The sequence below is a fragment of the Paenibacillus qinlingensis genome, assembly GCF_013204845.1.
In the GTDB taxonomy this organism is placed as follows: domain Bacteria; phylum Bacillota; class Bacilli; order Paenibacillales; family NBRC-103111; genus Paenibacillus_E; species Paenibacillus_E qinlingensis.
The window spans coordinates 143,897-162,266 of the sequence record NZ_JABMKY010000005.1; the positions used below are offsets into that span (position 1 = coordinate 143,897).

Annotated in this window: 11 protein-coding genes; 9 read left to right on the forward strand and 2 right to left on the reverse strand. The window is 45.0% G+C overall.

The window, feature by feature from the left end; translation table 11 throughout:
* The first annotated feature begins 135 nt into the window (after positions 1 to 135).
* From HQN88_RS12655 to lacZ, 4 genes are all read left to right on the forward strand, one after another.
* On the forward strand, positions 136 to 1,542 hold the full coding sequence (locus HQN88_RS12655) for an ABC transporter substrate-binding protein (protein ID WP_173111937.1): 1,407 nt from the start codon (positions 136 to 138) through the stop codon (positions 1,540 to 1,542).
* A gap of 93 nt (positions 1,543 to 1,635) precedes the next feature.
* Positions 1,636 to 3,387, forward strand: coding sequence for a sensor histidine kinase (locus tag HQN88_RS12660; protein WP_173111940.1), 1,752 nt, complete (start codon positions 1,636 to 1,638; stop codon positions 3,385 to 3,387).
* A gap of 7 nt (positions 3,388 to 3,394) precedes the next feature.
* Complete coding sequence (locus tag HQN88_RS12665) at positions 3,395 to 5,005, forward strand: response regulator (protein WP_173111943.1); 1,611 nt, start codon at positions 3,395 to 3,397, stop codon at positions 5,003 to 5,005.
* Positions 5,006 to 5,030: 25 nt separating this feature from the next.
* Positions 5,031 to 8,135, forward strand: coding sequence for a beta-galactosidase, LacZ type (gene lacZ / locus HQN88_RS12670; RefSeq protein ID WP_173111946.1), 3,105 nt, complete (start codon positions 5,031 to 5,033; stop codon positions 8,133 to 8,135).
* A gap of 423 nt (positions 8,136 to 8,558) precedes the next feature.
* On the opposite strand, the gene HQN88_RS12675 is transcribed toward lacZ, so the two are convergent.
* Together HQN88_RS12675 and HQN88_RS12680 are read right to left on the reverse strand one after the other, a co-directional pair.
* Positions 8,559 to 11,078 carry a heparinase II/III domain-containing protein gene (locus HQN88_RS12675; RefSeq protein WP_173111949.1) on the reverse strand — a complete coding sequence of 840 codons (2,520 nt, stop codon included), beginning with the start codon at positions 11,076 to 11,078 and terminating at the stop codon, positions 8,559 to 8,561.
* A 151-nt stretch (positions 11,079 to 11,229) separates the two neighbouring features.
* The gene (locus HQN88_RS12680) at positions 11,230 to 12,771 is read right to left on the reverse strand and encodes a sensor domain-containing diguanylate cyclase (RefSeq protein WP_173111952.1); all 1,542 of its coding nucleotides are present in this window, start codon (positions 12,769 to 12,771) and stop codon (positions 11,230 to 11,232) included.
* Positions 12,772 to 13,197: 426 nt separating this feature from the next.
* Between HQN88_RS12680 and HQN88_RS12685 the strand changes: the two genes are divergently transcribed.
* The 5 genes from HQN88_RS12685 (at position 13,198) to HQN88_RS12705 (ending at position 18,338) form a co-directional block, all read left to right on the forward strand.
* On the forward strand, positions 13,198 to 14,619 hold the full coding sequence (locus HQN88_RS12685) for an RtcB family protein (RefSeq protein ID WP_173111955.1): 1,422 nt from the start codon (positions 13,198 to 13,200) through the stop codon (positions 14,617 to 14,619).
* Positions 14,616 to 15,926: an AAA family ATPase gene (locus tag HQN88_RS12690; RefSeq protein ID WP_173111958.1), complete on the forward strand. Its 1,311-nt coding sequence runs from the start codon at positions 14,616 to 14,618 to the stop codon at positions 15,924 to 15,926. Before HQN88_RS12685 ends, HQN88_RS12690 begins: the two co-directional genes overlap by 4 nt.
* A gap of 46 nt (positions 15,927 to 15,972) precedes the next feature.
* Positions 15,973 to 16,551, forward strand: a complete 579-nt coding sequence (locus tag HQN88_RS12695; RefSeq protein WP_173111961.1) for an RNA 2'-phosphotransferase — start codon at positions 15,973 to 15,975, stop codon at positions 16,549 to 16,551.
* A complete protein-coding gene (locus tag HQN88_RS12700; protein WP_173111965.1) occupies positions 16,544 to 17,344 on the forward strand; it encodes a TatD family hydrolase in 801 nt (266 codons plus the stop codon). The genes HQN88_RS12695 and HQN88_RS12700 overlap by 8 nt, the downstream gene beginning before the upstream one ends.
* 148 nt (positions 17,345 to 17,492) lie before the next feature.
* Positions 17,493 to 18,338: a metallophosphoesterase family protein gene (locus tag HQN88_RS12705; protein WP_173111968.1), complete on the forward strand. Its 846-nt coding sequence runs from the start codon at positions 17,493 to 17,495 to the stop codon at positions 18,336 to 18,338.
* Positions 18,339 to 18,370: the final 32 nt, after the last annotated feature.

Consider the following 18,370-nt stretch of genomic DNA (forward strand, 5'->3'; position numbering starts at 1 on the left):
ACAACAGAGTTATTTTCCCCCACCTTGAAAGTTGATTTGTCATTCACGGTTCCGGTTGATATGCGGTTATCATGAAAACAGTTACATGAAACATGCATCCAACTACAGGAAGAGAAAACAGGAGGGTTTAACGACATGAGTAAAAAGATAGTAATGAGTACGCTGCTTGGCGCAACAATGGTAGCTTCACTTGCAGCATGCGGTGGACAAACGGATCAGCCTACGAACACGAGTGCTAGTGCAACTTCTTCATCTGCAGTAAGCGGTCCGAAGACGAAGCTTACTTACTGGACGATTGACCGTCATGACGCGGATTATATGAAGGAAGTTATTAAGAAATTTAATGAAACGAACAAAGACAACATTGAAGTTGAGATGACGGTTATGGCTGATAACTTCAATCAGTCGGTCGATATTGCTTTTGCAAGTAAACAATCACCTGATATTTTTCGGACCAACGATTTCGCCGGATTTGTGAAGAAAGGCTATCTATTGCCGCTGAATGATTTGATGACCGATGAGATGAAAAAACGGTATGGCAATTTACTTGTCGAAGAGAGCAATATGGTCGACGGAAAAGTGTATTCGCTTCCGAATACAGGGCAATATTGGAGATTAATCTATAACGTAGATCTATTCAAAAAAGCTGGAATCACAGAACCGCCAAGAACGGTTCAGGAAATGGTTGAAGATGCCAAGAAAATTACCGAAGCTGGCAAAGATATCGGAGCATACGGTTTTGCCGAGAACTTCAAAAATCCAAGCTCTGCTTTCACACGGATTGCCAACCCGATCGGAACATTTAGCGGAACGTCCGTATTAGATGGCTACAATTACAAAACGGGTCAGTACGATTTTGCTGCTTACAAGCCGATTGTTGAAGCGCTTCGACAAATGAAACAGGACGGCAGCATGTTGCCAGGTGTTGAATCTCTCGATATTGATCCGCTTCGTGCCCAATTCGCGGCTGGAAAAATCGGTATGTATTTTAACCACTCTGGTGAACCTGCCGTGTACCAAAGTCAATTCCCGACAAAAGTTAACTGGAGCGCGGCATTGCCTCCAACAGTTGACGGGAAACAAACAGGATCTGTTGCCGTTTACAATACGGGGAATTATATTGGTATAAACAAAGAAACGCCGAACAAAGATAAAGCTTGGAAGTTTTTAGAATACATCTATAATCTGGACTTCCAGAAGTCATATCAAGAAAAAGGTTTTGGGATCTCGATTGTACCGGATGTGAATGCTGTTGCGCAAAAGCCAGCTATGCCAGGTATTGAAGGTTTCTTGCCAACGAAATTCGACGCGTTATATGCAACTTCTCCGACTGGCGTGGCAGAAACGAAGGTTGAAGGACTGAAATTTGGGAATGTCATTATTAAATATATGCTTGAAGGCGGAGATGTGGACAAGCTTATGAATGATTTGAGCACTCGCTATAATACGGCATTGGAGAAAGCGCGTGCCGCGGGAGAAACGAAGTTGAAGGCGGATCCGAACTTTGATCCAGGTAAAATGCAAGGAAGCCTTGCCAAATAGGCAGAAGGCTTAATGGATACAATAGGAAGGGGGCGCGCGGCATAAAAGCAGCGCGTCTCTTCCTTATTATTTGCGGGAGAAGGGGGAGTCAGCTTGAATCAATGGTTTTATCGGCTATCGCTCCGCCGGCGATTAAGAATCTCAGTATTGATGCTGACCGTCGCCTCCATTGCCCTGACGGGCATCATGTCCTATTGGATTGCTTTTCGATCCACAGAAAGTGAAGCGTTCATTTCCAGCCAAAATACATTAAATAAATCTGCGCGTGTGCTTGATGAAAAGTTCAGGCATATCATTATCTCGACCTCCTCGATGATGCTGAGTGATCCATTCAAGAACGCCATGGAGGATGTCTTTGCGAATAATTCGGCCTCTTATTATACACGGTTATCCTCTTTGCAAACGCCACTAGCGCAAATGAAACTTATTGAGCCCTCCATTCAATCCGTATTAATCTACACGCCTGTTGGCGATATGTATGCGACGAATGATCTTCGTAATGGACAGGTTCGGTTCAAGGATACGATATTCTCCGAGTATCTGAACACAACAGAACGTGTAGTATGGCTGAAAGATCATGAGGATCCGCTTTTTTTAGGTAAAGCGAGAGTTATTTCGTTGATCATGAAGCCAGTCACGGAAGCGGATGTTCGTGATGTCTATGTTGTCGTTAATGTGAAAGAAGATGCCATTAGCAGTGTTGTTACGGATGGTCTGTTGGATAAGTCTACAAACTACTATCTCATATCAAGCAACGGTGAAACGGTACTTCCGTTAAGCAGCCAGACACCTCCCTTTCAAAGTGACTCTTCTTTCATAGCGCAGTTGCAGAATCATGATCGTGGGTTTTTCAAACATGACATTGCAGGTAAGAAGCATTTAGTCAATTATTCAAGGCTCACGATGGCGGACGATTGGATGATGGTCAGTGTACAAACACAGTCGGATTTGCTTCATCAAGTGAATCGGATCAAAACAATTACACTCTGGATTATGCTGTGCTGTGCCGTTTTGGCATTCGTGCTATCCAATGTCATATCGAGTTTTCTACTGAAGCCTCTGCACAAACTTCAAGGGTTAATGAAAAAAGTCGAACAGAATCAACTGGATGTGCGTTTCACCAGCAAGTACGAAGATGAGGTGACGCAGGTCGGGTTGAAATTTAACCGTATGCTGGAGGAAATTTCTTCACTCATTGAGGATGTTAAGGAAGCCGAGTACGAGAAACGCAAGATGGAGGTAAAAGCCCTTCAAGCGCAAATTGATCCACATTTTCTGTATAACACGCTGAACACGATCATTTGGAAGTCGGAAACGTCTCAAAATCGGGATGTCACGGAGATGATTACGTCGCTGTCTCTCTTGTTCCAGTTTGGTCTGAATGGCGGGAACGAGATGACTACGTTAGCCAAGGAGATTGATCACGTAAGGCAATATTTAATCCTGCAGCAGAAATGTTATGAAGATTTATTTGAATATTCGATTGAGTTAGAGGATGAGTCCTTGCAAGATATTCCCGTTTTGAAAATTATTTTGCAGCCCTTAGTGGAAAATTCCATCTTGCATGGGTTTCAAAGTATGGATGGTAAGGGGAAAATTCAGATATCCATTTCAAGTTCTGAGGATCATCTGGTCCTTCAAGTGGAGGATAACGGAGAAGGCATGGACGTCCCTTCTGTTGACAGCGATATGCGCAGGGAGCAATCAGCTGCCAAAAGCTACGCGCTCCGTAATGTGTATGGGCGCCTGCGACTTTACTACGGCAATCAAGCAGATATTTGTCTGAGCAGCAAGCCTTTTGTCTCCACCACGGTGAAACTAACTATCCCATTGACAGGCGAGTGATCAAACAATGACGACTGAACTTAGAATGTGTGTAATCGACGATATCAGAACCGTTGTGCAGGGCATTGCCAACCAAATCGATTGGGCGTCATACGGTATTGGCATCGCAGGTACAGCCAGCAATGGTGAGCAGGGTATAGAACTGATCAAACAAACGGAGCCACATATTGTTCTGACCGATATCCGAATGCCCAAAATAGACGGCTTGGAGATGACGAGACAGATTCTGGCATGGTTTCCACGAACGAAAATCGTCTTTTTAAGCGGCTATACCGATTTTGAATACGCCCAAGAGGCGCTTCGATTAGGTGCGTTCGATTATATTGTAAAACCGTATACTCCGCAAAAAATTATCGACGTCGTTTTAAAAGCGAAGCAGTCGATCGATGAGGAAATGCATGAAACGCAGCGTTACCGTGAGATGGAAAGAAAGCTTCGGGAAAGTTTGCCATTCCTGAGGCAGGAATATTTTCAGCTGCTGCTTCAGTTCCGAACAACGCCTGAACAAGCGCAAAAACGTTGGGATTTTTTAAATATTGGACTTGAGCGTGAGCGTTTTGTTGTTATGCTGACAGAAATCGATCAATTCACGGAGCAAACCGATACACTGCCTGTACAGGAGGTAGAACTCATCCGGTTTACCGTTCACAATATTTTGGAGGAAAGCTTGCGGGAGCATACCAAAGGTTTTGTTTTCCGGGATCATACGAATCGGTACGTGGCGATATTCAATCCTTCGGATTCCTTCCATGCAGAAGCTATTGCGGAAAGATGCCGTGAGAATGTCAATAAATATTCCCGATATACCATTTCCATTGGGCTTGGGGAAGAAGTGCAGGAGATTCATCAGATCTCATACTCCTATTCTCAGGCGTTCGCTGCCATCTCCTATAATTTTTATACAGGCGGCAATACCGTTTACAATTACCGAGATTTGAGCCCAGTTCATCAAACTTTGCCTCGCTACTCCCCTGAAAAGGAGAAAGAGCTTTTTTACTGCTTAAGGTCGGGAAACTTGCCGAAAGCGTGCAGCATTGTGGACGAGCTGTTTGAGGAAACCGTCCATGCATCAACCCCTCCGGCTCCAGAAGTAGTCAAAGGAATGTGTGATGAGCTGGCCTTTCTGATCAACCGCGTCTTCTCTGAAAAGCTAACGCGTGACGAGATGGAAGGGATTGAGCGTTATCAGTATCACATTAAGAATCTATCAACGTATAAGTTAAAGGAACTTCAAGAGAACATTAAGGAATTATGCAGGTTGGGTTGTGAGTTCATACAAAAACGCCATGTTGAAGATGTCAATCAAGTTGTCGAGCAAGTCATTGCGCATATCCGGCAGAATGTGTCTTCCAACATGACGGTGAACGATTATGCCAAATTGGTTTATTTGAGCGGCAGTTATTTTGCCAATCTGTTCAAGAAAGTTACAGGGATGACCGTTACCCAATTTGTAACAACAGAACGGATGGAGCAGACGAAGGCGATGCTGCTGGAAGGCAAGCAGGTGCAAGAGATCGCTCAGGCGCTTGGATACGAAGACAGACGGCATTTCAGTGAATTGTTTAAGAAGCATACAGGTATGACACCGTCTGATTTTAAACAGCTATATACAAAGTGAAAATCTAACAATTGAGGTGCATGAAATGCGTCAAAAATATACCCATACACAACCGAAGAACGGTTATCCCGAGTGGAACAATAATCCAGAAATTTTTCAGTTAAACCGAATGAACGCTCATGCCACTTTAATGCCATACGGGTCAATAGAAGAAGCGCTCAATGGGGATAGAAGCGCATCCGCATATACAGTTTCATTGAATGGCATGTGGAAATTCAGCTTTGCTGAGACGCCGGATAAGCGGAGTGCGAACTTCTACGAGATGAGCTACGATATCAGCAGCTGGGATCAGATCCAAGTTCCATCGCATTGGCAGCTTCAAGGCTACGATTATCCGCAGTACACGAACGTCCGATATCCGTGGGAAGGCAAAGAGGATATCAAGCCCCCATTTGCGCCGACAGCATACAATCCAGTTGGCTCCTATGTGCGAACATTTACTGTTCCCAATAACTGGAAGGATCTTCCTGTCTATATAAGTTTCCAAGGTGTGGAATCGGCGTTTTACGTCTGGGTGAACGGTGATCTAGTGGGGTACAGCGAAGATTCGTTTACGCCTGCTGAATTTGACTTGACGCCTTATTTGCAAGAGGGAGAAAACAAACTGGCTGTAGAGGTCTATCGCTGGTGCGATGCGAGTTGGTTGGAGGATCAGGATTTTTGGCGGATGAGCGGGATTTTCCGCGATGTGTATTTATACAGCACACCGAAAGCTCATATATACGATTTCAGTGTTGTCGCCGATTTGGATGAGGAGTACCTGAACGGCTTCTTGCAAATAAAAGCAACGGTGACAAATCCATTCGGTGAGCAGTTAGGCAGGCATACGTTAGAGGCTAGCCTTTATGACAAGGATGGTCGTCTTGTTCAAGCTCCATTGACCGCGGACGTTGTTCTTAACGGTGAGAATGAGCACGAGTTGCAACTTCACACAGGGCTAGAGAACCCAATGAAGTGGACAGCTGAGACCCCTTACCTGTACCAGTTGGTTCTATCGCTGAAGGATGGTTCTGGGGATCTAATAGAGGCCGTGAGTTGCCGCATTGGGTTCCGAAGGTTTGAATTGAAGGATGGCCTGATGAAAATTAATGGCAAACGCATCTTGTTCAAAGGTGTGAATCGTCACGAGTTTAACTGTGATACGGGGCGTACCATTTCATATGAGGATATGGTTCGCGATATTCAGCTGATGAAAGCTTATAACATCAATGCAGTTCGCACCTCGCATTATCCGAACCATCCGCTTTGGTATGATTTGTGTGATGAATATGGTCTGTATGTCATTGACGAAACGAATCTTGAAACACACGGCAGTTGGTCCAATTTCCAAGAGGAGGAAGGATGGACAGTCCCTGCGAGTAAACCGGAATGGACGGCAAACGTACTAGACCGCGCTAATTCCATGCTGCAGCGAGACAAAAATCATCCGTCTATCATTATTTGGTCATTAGGCAATGAATCATGGGGCGGAGATAATTTTGTTCTAATGCATGACTTTTTCCGATCCAATGACCCGACTCGCTTAGTTCATTATGAGGGTGTCACACGCTGCCGCAAATCCGATGCAGCTTCGGATATGGAAAGCCAAATGTATACACTGCCGCACAAAGTCGAAGAGTATGCACGCTCTAATCCTAAGAAGCCGTTTATTTTATGTGAGTACAGTCATGCGATGGGGAATTCGAATGGGAATCTCTTTAAATATTGCGAGTTGTTTGACAAGTATCCCATTCTACAAGGTGGTTTTATCTGGGACTGGATCGACCAAGCCATTCGCACCAAAACTTCAGATGGGATCCCCTATCTGGCCTACGGCGGGGACTTCGGCGATACTCCCAATGATGGCACCTTTTGCGGGAATGGTCTCATTTTCGCGGATCGCAGTGTAACTCCGAAGTTATATGAAGTGAAGAAATGCTATCAGAATGTGAAGTTCGAAGAAGTGGATCTGAAGCAAGGTCATATCCGTGTAACGAACAACTATCTATTTACGAACTTATCTGATTATCATCTTAAGTGGGAAATGGCGAGGAACGGCATGTTAGTTGGGCAAGGAATCGCATCACTGGCTGTGGAAGCGGGGGCCACGGAAGTCATTACTCTTTCCTATCAGCTGCCTACTGACTTGTTCGATGGAGAAGAGTGCACATTGACTGTTCGACTGGTGGAGAAGACAGATCAGGCATGGGCGCCTGCTGGTCATGAGGTGGCGTTTGAACAGTTTTTGTTGCCAGTTGTGACGCATGCGGTGCAAGCTCGAGATGTTATGCCATTGCATACGAAAGAGTCAGACACGTCTTTCACGGCATTTAGTTCAGCGTTCAGTGCCACTTTCAGCAAGGGGACAGGTGATTTAACCTCCTATGTTTATAAAGGAGTCGAGCTCATGAAAGAGGCTCCAAAGCCTAACTTCTGGCGTGCTAGTATCGATAACGATAAAGGTAATAAGCTGCCAGAGCGCAGTGCGACGTGGAAAAAAGCGGGTCAGGAGCGCAAGCTGCATGCCATGAATATTCGTTCGTTTGAGGATAAAGTAGAAATTGCCGTCACATATAACTTACCCACGATACGCAGTTCAATCTGCAACCTGAATTATGTCGTGACTGGGGATGGCAGGATTCGGATTCGTGAGGAACTGCTGCCCGGGCATAACCTGCCGGAAATCCCGGAGATTGGTATGATGTTCCAGCTGGATGCAAGCTTCGAGAACTTGAAGTGGTACGGCAAGGGACCGCATGAAAATCATTGGGACCGTGCTGAAAGTGCAAGGCTGGGTATTTATCAGGGGAAAGTAGTGGACCAATATGTTCCGTATCTGCGCCCTCAGGAATGCGGAAACAAAACGGAAGTTCGCTGGGCAGAGCTGACCCGTGTCGATGGTATTGGATTACGTATTGAAGGTGCTAATGCCGTGGAGCTGAACGCACTGCCATATACGCCGTCTGAACTAGAAGCGCACGATCATATGTACAAGCTGCCTACTAGCGATAAGGTCGCGCTGCGAGTCAACTACCGCCAGATGGGAGTTGGCGGCGACGATAGTTGGATGTCGAAGACGCATCCCGAGTTTACGCTTTATGCAAACCGCAGTTATGCTTACAGTTTTTCGTTTAAAGGAATTAGTCATTAATTCAAGGTGTGAATTAAAAAAAGGTCAGTCGACGAATTGTCGATTGACCTTTTTTAATTGTATTTATAAGTTTCACCTAAATTAAGAAGGCTATATTTCTTCGTAACACGGTGAGTAGTCATCGAAGGACGGTTTAGATATCGAATAACTGGATTTTCTCCAGCTAATTCAAGCGAATTGCGGTGATTTCCCAAACTAACTGGATTTACTCCCGTTATTAAAAGGGAATTTCGCCAAATGGGTGAATTTGAGCATAAATAGATGTAGGAAATCCAGTTAAACTCCCCATAAGCTAGTTTTCCTCGAAACTAGATGTAGGAAATCCAGCTAATGAAGGACGGTACGTAGCTTTTGAGTAAGCCGCAGCAAATGTAGAAGAGTTAGTTTCTGTAAGAGATTAACTAGCCCATTGTGCATGCATGTTTATTCAGTTTCAATCAATATGGCAAGCCTGCCGGCGTCCAACTGCATGTGGCATTGACCGTTGGGGTCTGGGTTATAGGATGTTTGGTCCAGTAGATTCAAAAGTGACGAATCGGCTTGGAACGCGAAAGTTTGTAAGTGATCAGCCCCGTTCACCAGCAAGAGGAACAAAGTTTGTTCCTCTTGCAGTACCCTGTACATCCGAAGTTCGGGGGAATCGGAATCAACTGACAAAGTTCGAACGGTTAGCCCAGACAATTCCCCATTATTCGGAAAGAGTAGGGTCAGATAATCACTGCCGTAATCACCAGTAATTTGAAAGTGTTCTTGTACAGCTAATGGATAAGCTCCGGATACAGCCCCGTTAGCCGTTGATGTTGAGATCCTGCTTGGCTCTAAGAAAGTAACTTCCAGTTTCATTTCATTTAAGCAGTGTGCCGTCAACCGGTTCTCCTCAATATCAGAGGAGGTGCTCATGGTATGCAGATTCCAGATACTGTTCCTCTGACTTCGAATATGATCCCAAACCACATAAACGTCAGCGCAGGCCTTCACATACGCGAAGTGACGATGGTAGGCTTCGGCATGGACATCAGGAATGCAACTTCGGACATAATCGAGTTGGTCCGAGAAGTAAACTTCCTCGCAGATGCTCTTTAGCGGGCCATTCTGTACAATACCTGCCTCGTCCATAAATTGAACTACGTTATGCGCATGTCCGTTTACGTACCAGTGTCGGTCTCCGTTGTAGTACCCACCCGTTCCAGGGTCAAGGGTCAGAGGGGTAGCATTTGCCCATATGGAGAAGTGGCCTTCGTCATGGTGGGCATGATAGGTTAGCGGCGATGACTCAAAGATCGCATAGTTTTCCTGTCCCCATTGTCCGAAATGCTGTCGAAAAATAACATACCCAATGCCAGCATAGTGAACGGAAGTCAGTTCTGGGGCTTCCTGTGGAAGATCCAGCTGCGGGTAAAGAAGGGCCAGCAGGGTACATGGGCTAGCTCCTGTATCCCGAACTACGCCGCCTCCGTGCTTCCAGGCCCACATCATTTCCCTGCTTAGCTGGGGATCTGTCTTTGCATAAAAGGGGGCAGCATAGGCGAACAAACGGAACCAATGGTCATCAACGGTTGAGTCACCAACAGCTGGCGAGAGCAATTTAGGTTGTGAATCCGGTCCACCCTGAACGCAATCCTTCGGAGTCACGGTACCAATTAAGTAGCGATACATCTTTTTTACCTTGTCGCGGGACAAGTAATCAATGCCCCTAAGCCGCTGCAGCAGTGTGAAGAACAGAAAGTACCTATGCAGCACGGCACCATGGTAACGAATATTTTCAGGCCACGCGCCATCCTGATCTACGACATGCTCTAACTGCCAATCCACGACAGCACAGGCATGCTCCAAATAGTGTTCAGCAAGTTCCTCTTCGGGGAAGATGAGTGCATAGATACCGAGACCGGTGGCGCGGTCCGCGTTCCAGTTACTCCGTTTGCCTCCCTTCTCATCCGGAAACTGTTCCAGATCAAATTGGTAATAGTTGGTGTCCATCATCATGCCAGCAATATAGCGGAAATGTGTTTGGATGGCCGCGTCCTCATCTGGCGAAATAACATCGGAGTCGGCAATTTGGTCGTAGATGACCGATGTCACAGCCATACCACGTCCAATATGGACGGCTCCGTAAGTATCATCCACATGCCAGCCAGTTGCCCTGAAAATATCCATACCTTGGCACATGTCTGCCAACATGTACAAGATCTTCCGCTTAGCGCGCTCTGCGTAGACCGCATTCCCCGTCACCATGTAAGCGTTCGCATCTGCACCAGCAATCTCCAGCAAGGTAGCCCATGTGGTCGGCGTTTTGCGGTTAAAAGTTGGGGACGTATATACCACGTCCATAGGTTGTCCGACCGCATTGAGGAAGCTGACCTCGAGGTATATGCCCTCGTCTGTGAAGAGTTCGTCCAATCGAAGGGTTGTCTGAATGCTGTAATGCTCTTCGGCACATACGGGAATCGTAGTTACCATTGCCAAAAGCGTCATGTCGTCCTCTGACCAATTCTTCACATGCAAACACGGCCCGAGCCAGGGGTCTTCAACGGGTTCAAGGATGGTGACCGAGCTGGAAGCGGAGCTTGACGTAATCTTCCATCCAATTAATCCCTGATCGAAACTCCCGTTTTCGATAGGGATCGGTAATCCTTTTTCCGAGTGGGTAAGCTGCACCTGTCTGATCCAAACTTCACCTTTTCCCCGGATGTAAAAAGTTATCTTCATATAGGCAGCGTTCGCTGGCGTCCGGAACACAAATGGATTCGTTCGGAAAGCGGAACTGCGTTGAATGGGCACAGTGGTTTCCACTTCTGCAAAGGCATCAGATAATGTTAACTGTCGCTTGTATTCTTCCCCCAGCTCAGTTTGCATGGAGATTCGGGAACGAATGCCCTCCAATTGCCCTGCATCATAGCAAGCGAAAGGACGTTTAGGTATCACTCGTTGTAAGTCGTTTCTCATCTCAAGTACCTCCTGATCAAGTTGTAGAGAGTCACACCTACACTTTCTACTATAGCATCAGCTTTAGTCGTGAGAGTGGGACAATCCAAGCAAGGAGGAGGGGGAAATCAACTGAATTTCGATGATGCGATCTTCCTGATAGATGTGAAATTTATCGTTTGCTGTGTTTCATTTTGTACATGGCCTCATCCGCTTTTTTCATTAATTGAGTGATATCCGTCGCATCTCTGGGGTAGAGACTGACGCCAGAACTAAATGAAATGTCAATATGAATATCCTCATATTGAAAAGGGAGTTTGTATAAAAGAGATAATTTTTCACTGATAAACGTGTCTAATTCAATGTATTCAGGCATGGATGAAAGGACCCACACAAATTCGTCTCCACCGATACGCCCAATAATATCACCGGGTTGAACGCAGGTTTCCAAAATTTGTGCAAAATGCTTCAGATATAGATCTCCAACGTAATGACCATATCCATCGTTAATCGGTTTGAAACGATCCAAGTCGATTAAGATTAAGGCGAACGATTCATGAATCCTAAACTTGTGCAACAACTGCTCTTGAAGGGCAGCTCGATTATAAAGATTTGTAAGCGAATCATGGTGCGCTAAATATTTGTAGTTTTGCTCTGATTTAAATAATTTACGTTCCGTATCCTTCAACGAAGTAACGTCAGTTAGGTGCATGACAAATAGTTTCTCATTGGTTTCCTCGATCAATTCTAGGCCTATTATAAAGTCCAGATCACCTTTAGGTGAATTGACGATCTGGGCCTCCCACTGCACTTCGTTCTCTCGTTGAACCCGCGCCATTCTAGCTGGGAGACTCAACCTGTCATCAAACTGAAAATGGCTCATGATGTCAGAGTCAGCAATACCCGAAAGCCATTGTTTCGCCCTGGGGTTCATTTCTTTGATTTCTCCCTTTTCGTCCAGTAGCAAAATGCCTGTAGGTGCCGATTGGAAAAGATTATGAAAGAGCTTTCGGTAATCTGGCATAATGTCATATTTACCAATTAAGTGACGAAGGGCAATCGCCCAGAACAAATAGCCGATAAAAAATAAAATCATGGCATTCCGAGTAGTTACTATTTTAAATTGTAAGAGAGAGGTGACCATGACAAACCAGGCAAAAAGTAAGAATAAACTGAGAAGCATGGAACGAAGAGACTTCTTATGCTTTAATTCACGAGTTCGATACCAAGAGATAGAGAGAATCACAACCGAAATCAGAATATACCCTGCAACGAAGAGAACGGTAAGAAGCAGAAAAAGCGGATCAAGCGGACTTCGTCCATCAGTCACATTCATATTGTATAAGACGCGATGATCTCTGGTACTTAGAAAATACAGCCATAATACGTAGGGGGCCGCGTAAAAAAGTGGCAAGTATCGCTTCAAGTGCGATGTAGTTGGACTTCCAAAGAGTATACTAAGGTGCACCAAACAGCATATGACTAACAGAAGCATAGGGCTATTGCCATAAAGAACAATTTGCATTTGATATTGTGGCAGTAAGGACGTTTTAATATATTCTCCTAAGAAATATAGCTGAAAAGCAAGCATGAGAATAGCCGCAATTCGGTTCATCATACTATTCATATTTCGGTGAATTAACGTGATTGCCATGTAAAAGAAGAAAAAAGTAGGGAGTAAAATCGTTAGGAAGTCTAAAAAAAGTTCATTCATTTGAGATATTCCTTATCGTCGTTATGTAGTGGAATATGGTGTGTTTCATTCTCACATTAGCATGAATTTTACTAAAGAAGCAATGTAGAAAAACAACGGGGTTTGGATGACAGCAACGTTTTCAATTAACAGGCCAGATCCTTATAATTAATCTTTCCGCCGCGAACGGATTGACAGTTATTGGGTTCGACTCGTATGATGTTTGTAAATGAATGGAAAGGAGGCCGACGATATGATTCGCAAACAAATTTCTATGAATAAACCGACAACTGAAAAGCAAGTCATACCATCGGTCTCAACCGGACTTGTGACGAATACGTAGGTGCTCTTGGAGTACGCCTAGTTTAAATTTGACATGAAAAAGCCGTAGACGATGTAGGTCTACGGCTTTTTTGCGTCCAGATAACAAGAAAAGAGGATAAAAGAATGATAGAAAATTATTATCAAGAGGTCCAGCTGCCAGCGGGAGTTGTTCATGTATACGCAGGACCTGAGTTATTTAAAGCTTTAGATTATCAAGTATTTCAGATGGCCAACAACAATTTGCAGATACCTAATCAAGTCTATATGAGCTATACGCCTGACGTACATGTCGGTGTGGGTACTTGTATAGGTACGACAGCGGTATGGAATACCCATAACGGATTTGTATCACCATCTATTGTCGGTAGCGATATAGGGTGTGGCATGCGCGTGCATATGACGAATTTGCATAAGGATGAACTGAAAGATGTGAAGCTGCGCCGCAAACTGGTGAAGACCATCGAGAAGTATTTACCCGTTGAAGACCATGCGCGCGGCCATTTCTCGGATATCCGGTTGGAGAGCATCGTCACCAAAGGACTGCACGGTTTACCGAAGAAGTATATGCCCGACGGCTATACGCCTCGCAAGGCAACATCGCTTACGCATGTGGAGAGCAGTAAATTTACGTTGGATGAAAATGCATTGAATCGATTTCCAGACCATGTTTGGCATCGCTCGCATCGTCAGCTTGGGACGCTGGGGAATGGGAACCATTTTGCCGAAATTCAGTCGGTAGAGATTGCGGAAGAGAACCGGGAGGTGGCTGAAGCTTGGGGGCTTTTCGATGGTCAAGTGGTCATCATGATTCACACAGGCTCCCGTGCATGGGGTGGATCTGTAAGTCAGTATTGCAGTAGTGATATGTTAAAGGTGATGAAGATGAATGGATTAGGAACAGCTGATCCTAAGCTGTTATTTGCACCTTTAGAACATCCAGCAGCCGAGACCTATGTCAATCTCATGTATTCAGCACTCAATTATGCGGTTGTCAATCGCCATCTGATTGCCTATGCCATACGAGAGGCTGGTAAAGATGTATTCGGCTCAAAGTTTGAAATGACCACGTTGTACGATCTTATGCATAACTATGCATGGGAGGAAAAGCATGATGGGCAGTCCTACTTTGTTCATCGCAAAGGGGCGACGAGGTCGCTTCCTGCAGGGCATCCTGATAACCCACAGCCTTATCAAACCACAGGTCACCCTGCGCTGATTCCCGGTTCCATGGGGACCTCCTCCTACATTATGGTGGGAGCACCAGGCGGTAAAGCCAACTTCCACTCCATTTGTCATGGAGCAGGGCGAATTCGCTCTCGCAGTGCGACGAAAAGGTTGATAACACTGAATGAATTTGCCTCTTCCATGCGAGTGGGGACGGATGAGGAAATTGTCGTCAACCAAAGATCATTAGAGTCGATCCTAGATGAATCGCCGCAAGCTTATAAAGATGTTGATCAAATTATTGAAAGTGTCGTCGGAGCGGGATTGGCTGAAGTTGTAGCTAAATGTAAGCCCATGGCGACAGTAAAAGGTGCTAAATGAGACATGAACAAAGTGTAAAAGTGAATGAAGTATCAGCGGCAGTAACAGCTCCGATTAGGTCGGAAGGCAACTCGCCTAAAGCCTATGGGGACTATGTGTATGTATTAGAACGAATTCAAGGTGTGCTGGAGAAGAAGTATGGTCATGACTTTGTAACCTATTTGAGTGAAGATAGGAAAGAGGAGTATTGGGAGCTGCTTGAACAAGATGTGAAGGCAGGGTCAACGGATGTGCAATTTGTCACTAGAATCTACGACCGAATGGAGTCACGTGCGTTCGGAATGGACGGGGAAAATGATGCTGCGGCATATCGAACGTATCCTACTCTGCGGAACAACGTTTTTGCTTACCCGTCCTGGGGAATTGCATTAGCTAGAGTACCTATCTTTCGCTTGAATGGCGTTGGAGCAGAGGATTTTGTTTTCGCCGTGGATGATGCGAGTCTACTGCGTTTTCTAGAACACGCAAGGCAGCGGCGCAGGGAATTAGACCGTAGACAAGTGACCGTTTTCACGGATGGACCTCATGGCATGGAAAAAGAACTGGCGCCAATCACACGCATGGTTGAGCGTTCAGATGTCATCATGAAGAGCGAAGTGAAAACAGATATTTATCGCGCCATTGATCAGTTTTTTTCGGAAGATCGTGCTTTCTTCAAAGCATATGAGCTTCCTTACAAAAGAGGCATCCTGCTCTATGGGAAGCCCGGAAATGGAAAGACAACGCTCGTCAAATCGATTGCCGGCAGCGTCAAAGCTCCTGTTGCTTATTGGCAAATAACCGAGAATACGGGGAGTGAATCTATTCAAGAGGCATTTGAAGCTGCGGCTAAAATGGCACCGATGATTCTTGTCATCGAAGACATCGATGCGATGCCGCATCGGGCACGGTCGTACTTTTTAAATATTTTAGATGGCGCGACTTCAAAAGAAGGGATATTCCTCATTGGGACAACGAACTATCCGGAGCAAATTGATCCAGCACTTATGAACCGGGCAGGGAGATTTGACCGTGCTTACGAAATTAAGCTTCCAGACTTAGATCTGAGACAGACATATTTGGAGCAAAAGGGGATCGGGAAGCTTTTGAATGAAGAGTTGATCCGCGTAACGGCGAAGCAAACAGAAGGGTTTACTTTTGCCCAGTTAAATGAATTGTATGTATCTGCTGCGCTTCAGTGGCACTACGAGCAAACGGTGGATATCGAGAAACTGGTGAAATCGATGAAATCGGATCTGCATAAAGGGCAGACGATGTCATGGATGAAAGAGGAGTCGGATGTGAGGGTTGGATTTTTGGTTAGTTGAGTAAATAGTTATTGAAAATGAATATAAATTTTAGGACGTGATTCAGATGTTACAGGATAACATGCAAACAAAATTAAGTAAGTTTATGAGTAAAATACTGCGGCATTCGCCAGAAGAATTCGGGCTGAGCCTAGATCCTACGGATGGTTCCTGTACGGTTGCCGAATTAATGGAAGTTTTTCGTGTACAGACAAAGTGGTCGAAAATTAGCGAAAGTGACGTTAAAGAAGTTGTTGCGCGGTGTGAAAAGCAACGCTTTGAGATTATCGGCGATCGAATCCGAGCTCGTTATGGGCATAGCCATGATAAAGTTAGCTATCCAGCGGCAATACCGCCAAACGTGCTCTATCACGGTACCAATGTGCAGGCTGCTCCTACAATTTTAGAACAAGGATTACGTTCCATGCATCGTCAATATGTTCATTTGTCTGAAGGACTTCATTTTGCAACACTTGCTGGTAAACGAAGAGGGGAATTAATTATTGTAGCCATTGATACGGAGAAAGCTTCCCAAGCAGGAGTGGTCTTCTATTATGCAGGGAATGAAGTATGGCTGGCAGACGCCGTTCCGGCCGAGTTCTGCCGCGTCAATGACAATTCAGAGGTGGTGCAGTACCATGAGTAATCAACTTATCGACATTGGTGTTAACTTAATGCATCGCTCGTTTGATCAGGACCGCGAAGAAGTGGTTACCAGAGCGCTTGAAGCAGGAGTAACCCCACTTTTATTGACTGGCACGAGCCTAAGAAGCAGCGATGAAGCGTCGCGATTTGCAGGTGAATTTCCTGGGAAATTATTTGCAACGGCAGGGATACATCCACACGACACGCGCAATTGCAAAGAGCATACGATTACTAAGTTGCGTCAGTTGGCGAAGAAGCCGCAAGTGGTTGCCATTGGTGAATGTGGACTGGATTATAACCGCGATTTCTCACCTCGCGATGTTCAGCGGAAATGGTTTGAGGAACAGATTAAGCTGGCCTGCGAGCTGCAAATGCCGCTTTTCCTACATGAACGAGAAGCACATTATGATTTTGTTCGCATACTGAAGCCGTATGTCGGTTCAATCAATAAGGCTGTTGTCCATTGTTTTACAGGATCACTGCAAGAGCTTCAGGTATATTTGCAGTTAGGATTTTATATCGGAATCACAGGCTGGATTTGCGATGAACGTAGAGGCAAGCACCTGCGTGATCTTGTGAAGCAGGTACCTCTTGACCGTTTGATGCTAGAAACAGATGCCCCTTTTCTTACACCTCGGGATTTGCCCGTTAAGCCGCAGGATGGCCGGAATGAGCCGGCATTTCTTCCGCATATCGCTGCGACAGTTGCTGCATGCCTTGGTCTAACTCCCAAGGAAGTTGCGGATTCAACTGCACAAACGACAAGGGATTTTTTTGGAAGGATGCATATATGAGGTCGATATGTGGACATCTACGTCTCCCTTCGAGTCAAATATTTACAAAATTAACAAATAAACTTGTAATTAGATTTAATACTCGCTATCTATCATTAACGAAGTGATGGCATCACATCCAATTTTGATAGAGAGTAGGAGAGAAATTATGAAACTAGTACTGATGGGAGATCTACATTATCACCAGATTGATGAAGCAATTCCAGGATGGTTAGAAGCGCGCAATGATTTCTATCAAACATTTCTGGAACGATTTTTGGAACTTGAAGGAGATGCTCATATTTCGGTAGGGGATCTTACCAATTATGGACATTCGTCGGAGCTGCAAGAAGTTTATGAGATCATACGAAAAGGTGGAAGAACATTTTATCATGCTTTGGGAAATCACGATCTGTACGCACAAACAAGGAGAGAAGTACTTGAAATAAGCGGACAATCTCGCTATCACGCAGTAACCACGGAGCAAGCCATTCTTGTATTTCTAGATACGGCGAAAGAGATGGATTTTGAGGATTGGGGAGGATGGGTTGACGAAGAGCAATTGACATGGTTTGAAGAAGTCATTGAGGCATCCGGGACAACACCAGTACTCGTATTTGCTCATCATCCTGTACATAATACGACAACCAATTCGGATAAAGAAAAAGGATCTATTCATCCTCATATTGACATGTGGAAGATTTTAAGCAAGAAAGAAGGCATTGGCTTGTATGTCAACGGTCATACGCATATTGATTCCATTGTTAAGCAGAATAACTGGACGTTTGTACAACTATCGGCATGTCTGGATCAGCACGGGTTACGGATTGTGAAGATTGAGCAAGACGAAATACGTATATCAGCTGTTGACCTATCAGACTCCGCTTTAACAGAGAATGTAGCGATGTTGTACAACAATATGAAGCATTTTAGTCATAATCCTAACGCGCGTGGAACAGATTCGGATCGAGAATGCAGGATCTCTTTACGGATAGCTGCAGAGCAGAATAGGTAGTTGTTCTGAAAGCAACCAGCAATTTAGGAGGT

Excerpts from the sequence above, each read along its gene's own strand:
- HQN88_RS12655 (WP_173111937.1), top strand. The coding sequence starts at position 136 with ATGAGTAAAAAGATAGTAATGAGTACGCTGCTTGGCGCAACAATGGTA.
- HQN88_RS12665 (WP_173111943.1), top strand. The coding sequence starts at position 3,395 with ATGACGACTGAACTTAGAATGTGTGTAATCGACGATATCAGAACCGTT.
- lacZ (WP_173111946.1), top strand. The coding sequence starts at position 5,031 with ATGCGTCAAAAATATACCCATACACAACCGAAGAACGGTTATCCCGAG.
- HQN88_RS12675 (WP_173111949.1), bottom strand. The coding sequence starts at position 11,078 with ATGAGAAACGACTTACAACGAGTGATACCTAAACGTCCTTTCGCTTGC.
- HQN88_RS12680 (WP_173111952.1), bottom strand. The coding sequence starts at position 12,771 with ATGAATGAACTTTTTTTAGACTTCCTAACGATTTTACTCCCTACTTTT.
- HQN88_RS12685 (WP_173111955.1), top strand. The coding sequence starts at position 13,198 with ATGATAGAAAATTATTATCAAGAGGTCCAGCTGCCAGCGGGAGTTGTT.
- HQN88_RS12690 (WP_173111958.1), top strand. The coding sequence starts at position 14,616 with ATGAGACATGAACAAAGTGTAAAAGTGAATGAAGTATCAGCGGCAGTA.
- HQN88_RS12695 (WP_173111961.1), top strand. The coding sequence starts at position 15,973 with ATGTTACAGGATAACATGCAAACAAAATTAAGTAAGTTTATGAGTAAA.
- HQN88_RS12700 (WP_173111965.1), top strand. The coding sequence starts at position 16,544 with ATGAGTAATCAACTTATCGACATTGGTGTTAACTTAATGCATCGCTCG.
- HQN88_RS12705 (WP_173111968.1), top strand. The coding sequence starts at position 17,493 with ATGAAACTAGTACTGATGGGAGATCTACATTATCACCAGATTGATGAA.